Annotated in this window: 4 protein-coding genes and 1 pseudogene; 1 reads left to right on the forward strand and 4 read right to left on the reverse strand. The window is 36.6% G+C overall.

Features of this window, described 5'->3' with window-relative positions:
- The first annotated feature begins 240 nt into the window (after positions 1–240).
- A complete protein-coding gene (gene petE / locus P9B04_RS16360; RefSeq protein ID WP_342056053.1) occupies positions 241–600 on the forward strand; it encodes a plastocyanin in 360 nt (119 codons plus the stop codon).
- Between the two features lie 58 nt (positions 601–658).
- Here petE and P9B04_RS16365 read toward each other — a convergent pair whose 3' ends face one another.
- The 4 genes and pseudogenes from P9B04_RS16365 to P9B04_RS16380 form a co-directional block, all read right to left on the reverse strand.
- Positions 659–1,324: a bifunctional 4-hydroxy-2-oxoglutarate aldolase/2-dehydro-3-deoxy-phosphogluconate aldolase gene (locus tag P9B04_RS16365; protein WP_342056054.1), complete on the reverse strand. Its 666-nt coding sequence runs from the start codon at positions 1,322–1,324 to the stop codon at positions 659–661.
- Positions 1,325–1,343: 19 nt separating this feature from the next.
- Positions 1,344–2,456 carry a glutamate 5-kinase gene (gene proB / locus P9B04_RS16370; protein WP_342056055.1) on the reverse strand — a complete coding sequence of 371 codons (1,113 nt, stop codon included), beginning with the start codon at positions 2,454–2,456 and terminating at the stop codon, positions 1,344–1,346.
- 30 nt (positions 2,457–2,486) lie between these two features.
- Positions 2,487–3,533, reverse strand: coding sequence for a glucokinase (locus tag P9B04_RS16375; RefSeq protein ID WP_342056056.1), 1,047 nt, complete (start codon positions 3,531–3,533; stop codon positions 2,487–2,489).
- A gap of 49 nt (positions 3,534–3,582) precedes the next feature.
- Positions 3,583–3,771, reverse strand: a pseudogene (locus tag P9B04_RS16380) (restriction endonuclease); the annotation flags it as partial.
- Between the last annotated feature and the right edge of the window lie 104 nt (positions 3,772–3,875).

The raw sequence follows: 3,875 nt of genomic DNA on the forward strand, positions 1-3,875 counted from the left end.
TTTGGCCTAAGTTTTCGCAGCGAGTGACCCCTGGCTTTTTGAGAAGATACATTTATTGGTCTGTCAAAAGACACAATGTCAAACTATCTACTCTGTCATAGTTTAGGTCGTACGATACCAAAAAAAAACTTTTTTGTCCAAAGACAGCTTGTCAAAGTTATTAATTTTACTTATAATCAAGAGTGGAAAAACAAAAACAAAATACAGTTTTGCCCTGCAGAACTCATAAGGAACAATATAATGCTCAAGAAAATAGGTCTACTCGTTACTACTATTGCTCTAGTCGTCTCTAGTTTCTTCGTTGCTGTTAATCCCGCAGCGGCAGAAACCGTTGAGGTAAAAATGGGTGCTGACTCTGGAATGTTAGCATTTCAGCCCAACAAGATAGAAATTAGTGCAGGAGACACAGTAAAGTGGGTTAATAACAAACTATCTCCCCACAACGTTGTTTTTGAAGGAGTTAGTGAATACAACCATAAACAGTTGGTTTTTTCCCCTGGAGATGGCTACGAAACCACCTTTAACGAACCCGGAGAATATTCCTACTATTGTGAACCTCACCGTGGTGCCGGCATGGTTGGCAAGATAATTGTCAAGTAATCGTAATTATTCTTAACAACTCGAATATTCAGCCTACGAATCAAATTCGTAGGCCTTTTTATTGATTAAATGCTGAAAGACGTTGCATTAAAACCTGAGCTTGTTTGGTAATGATATCCCAATTTTGACGTTCTAAGGCATGATAGGGGAATAATTGACTAGATAAACCAACAGCGATTGCCCCTGCTTCGATGAAATAGGATGCATTATCTAAAGTAACTCCTCCTGTGGGGATGAGAGGAATTGAACCCAGAGGACCTTGTAACCCTTTAATATAGCCAATACCACCAATAGCCTGTACAGGGAAGACCTTAACACAACTAGCTCCTGCTTGCCAAGCAGTAACAATTTCTGTGGGGGATAAGGCACCTGGAATGATAGGAATATGGTGGTTAATCGCTGTTTTGATCAAAGTTTGATTGACATGGGGAGTAAAACAAAATTGAATACCGGCTGCGATCGCATTTTCTAATTCTTCTAAGGTTAAGATGGTTCCGGTGCCAACAAGACAGTGAGGTAATTCTTGTTTTAATTGTTGGATAATATCGCCGGGTTTGTGACTATTCCAAGTGATTTCAATGATATTCATGCCACCGCTTGCTACTGCTTTGGCCATGTTAATTCCCTGCTCAATATTATTCGTACGAATAACTGCGATGGCACGGTTTTCTGTTAATAATTTTCGCCAAGACTGTGAAGGAGTTAACTCCTTATCTGATTCCATAATTTGACCTCAATTTACTCTAATAAATGACTAAATTATCTCTGTGGACGATAGTTTCTGCTCCATGATAGCCTAACAAATCGTATATTTTTTCTGAATGATTGCCTTTAATTTTATTGATTTCTTCTTGACTATAATTAACAATTCCTCTAGCAATTTCTTGACCATTATCGCTACATAATTGAACCGCTTCCAAAGCATCAAACTCACCTTCGACCTTGATAATTCCTGCAGCTAATAAAGACTTCCCTTTGTGAGAAATTGCTTTTACTGCACCTTGATCAAGATATAGTTTTCCTCTGGGTAATAAACCATAAGCGATCCAACGTTTACGCGCACTATCATTTTTTAATTGTGCTTCAAATTTCGTACCAATTTCTTCACCTTGAATAATTTTTAAGAGATTTTCTGGATTTTTTCCATGACTTATAACTGTAGTTATTCCTGCAGATGTCGCTAGTCGTGCTGCTGTTAGTTTGGTTGACATTCCTCCTGTTCCCCATTGAGATCCTTTACTTCCTACTTTAACCTGTAAGTTATCTAATTCTAAACTATTAACAACTTTGATAGGTTTAGCATCAGGAAAAGTACGAGGATCAGCCGAATAAAGTCGATCAACATCGGTTAAAATAAACAACCAGTCTGCACCCACTAAAGTTGCTACTAAAGCGGAAAGGGTATCATTATCTCCGAATTTTAACTCTTCAATAGCAACAGTATCATTTTCATTAACAATGGGAATCACTCCTAATTCAAACAACGCATCAAAAGTATTTTTAGCATTTAGATAGCAACTACGTTCCATCAATTCTCGACGGGTTAATAAAACCTGAGCAATAGGTTGATTTAAAGCCGTAAAAAGGTCATCATAAATTCTAATTAATCTCCCTTGTCCTACGGCTGCGATTGCTTGTTTAACTGCTATTTTCTTGGGTCTTTCTACTAATTTAAGACGACTACAACCCACTCCTACAGCACCAGATGAAACTAGGATAACACAATACCCCAATTGTCGTAATTTTGTTAAAGTTTCCACTAAAGCAGCAATAGTAGATAAAGCCAATTTTCCTGTCTCTGGTTGAGCAAGACTAGAGGTACCAACTTTGACAACAATAATCTGGGAGGGGTTCATAAGGTTAGGAGCAAGAAGTTATTAAAAAGGTTATTGAGCAGCCCGAATAGCCGCACCGATTAAACCAACTTTGGGATTTAGAATAATGTGTACAGGCATTTTAGATAGTAGTGAACTCATCCTTCCTTTTGCTTTAAAAGCTTCTATAAATGTTCCTGATTGCATTATTTTTACTATCTTAGGAGCGATTCCTCCTGCTATATATAAACCTCCATAGGGCAACAATTTTAAGGCTAAATTTCCTGCCTCTGCACCATAGGCTGAAACAAACATCTCCATTGCTTGTTGACATAAGGGATCATTATTTTCTAAGGCTCTTTTAGATACTTGAGCAGTGAGATCGACATTTTTTCCGTTGTCCCAAGTTTGATAAATTTGCTTTAATTCATCTGATTCTTTTTCAGGATATTTATGGCGTAAAAATTGATAGATAGCACTAATTCCCATACCAGATACAACTCTTTCTATTGAAACTCTGGGTAAATTGTACTTATCTTTTATGTAAGTCAATAATTCAAATTCTAATTGGTTCCGTGGTGCAAAGTCTGCATGAGAGCCTTCAGTAGAAAATACGTCATAATTACCACTTTCCATAGGAGTTAAAAAACATTCACCTAAACCAGTTCCTGCACCCAATATCCCTATGGGAGTATTTGCTCTTGCCTCTCCATCTTGTAAGGTTAATAAATCATCTTTTCCTAACCCTAAAACACCGTAACCAATAGCTGCAAAGTCATTGATTAGATCAACTCTTTCTAACAATAACTCTTTTGCTAAGCGTTCTCCTGTCAATTTTGGCCAATTCAAATTTGTTAATTGTGAGGTATTGTTAAGCACTGGACCGGCAATACCAAAACAACCATTTTTAACTGTTATCTCCCCTTGTAATTTCTCTTTAGATGTCCTTAAAAAATCTTCTACAATGGGAACTAGATCGTTATACTCCTGACTAAGATAAGATTTTTCGGATAAGTTACTTTGTTGAGGTAAATTTTTACCTTTATTAACCTCTTCTGAACTAACTAAACGTAAAATAGTTTTGGTGCCACCAATATCCCCAGCAAGCAACATAGACATATTTAATTTAACCTCTATCTGTTTCTGTTCTTAGTTTAAGCAAAACGGGTTATTCTGTAAAATAGTCATCATCTATTTTTTTGATAGCATAGGATTGAACTGTTGAAACCCCTACTTTATAATCAATTAATAATTCACACAGTTCTGCACCATCCATTAAAATTTTTTTGCTATTAATCACGGTGGTATATTTTGTGGCTTCTCTACTAAACTTAGAAGTGATGATAAGCATTGTCTTATTAGCTTTTTTTACCCATTATCCACTTGTAAATTTTCCTTCTACTGCACTTATAGCATTTCCCACAGTTATGAGGTACAGTAACAGCAATGAGCAAACCAGTT

The organism is Crocosphaera sp. Alani8 (assembly GCF_038442745.1).
Taxonomy (GTDB): domain Bacteria; phylum Cyanobacteriota; class Cyanobacteriia; order Cyanobacteriales; family Microcystaceae; genus Crocosphaera.

What these genes read in the sequence shown, in the direction of transcription:
- petE (WP_342056053.1), top strand. Translation starts at nt 241, where the DNA reads ATGCTCAAGAAAATAGGTCTACTCGTTACTACTATTGCTCTAGTCGTC.
- P9B04_RS16365 (WP_342056054.1), bottom strand. Translation starts at nt 1,324, where the DNA reads ATGGAATCAGATAAGGAGTTAACTCCTTCACAGTCTTGGCGAAAATTA.
- proB (WP_342056055.1), bottom strand. Translation starts at nt 2,456, where the DNA reads ATGAACCCCTCCCAGATTATTGTTGTCAAAGTTGGTACCTCTAGTCTT.
- P9B04_RS16375 (WP_342056056.1), bottom strand. Translation starts at nt 3,533, where the DNA reads ATGTCTATGTTGCTTGCTGGGGATATTGGTGGCACCAAAACTATTTTA.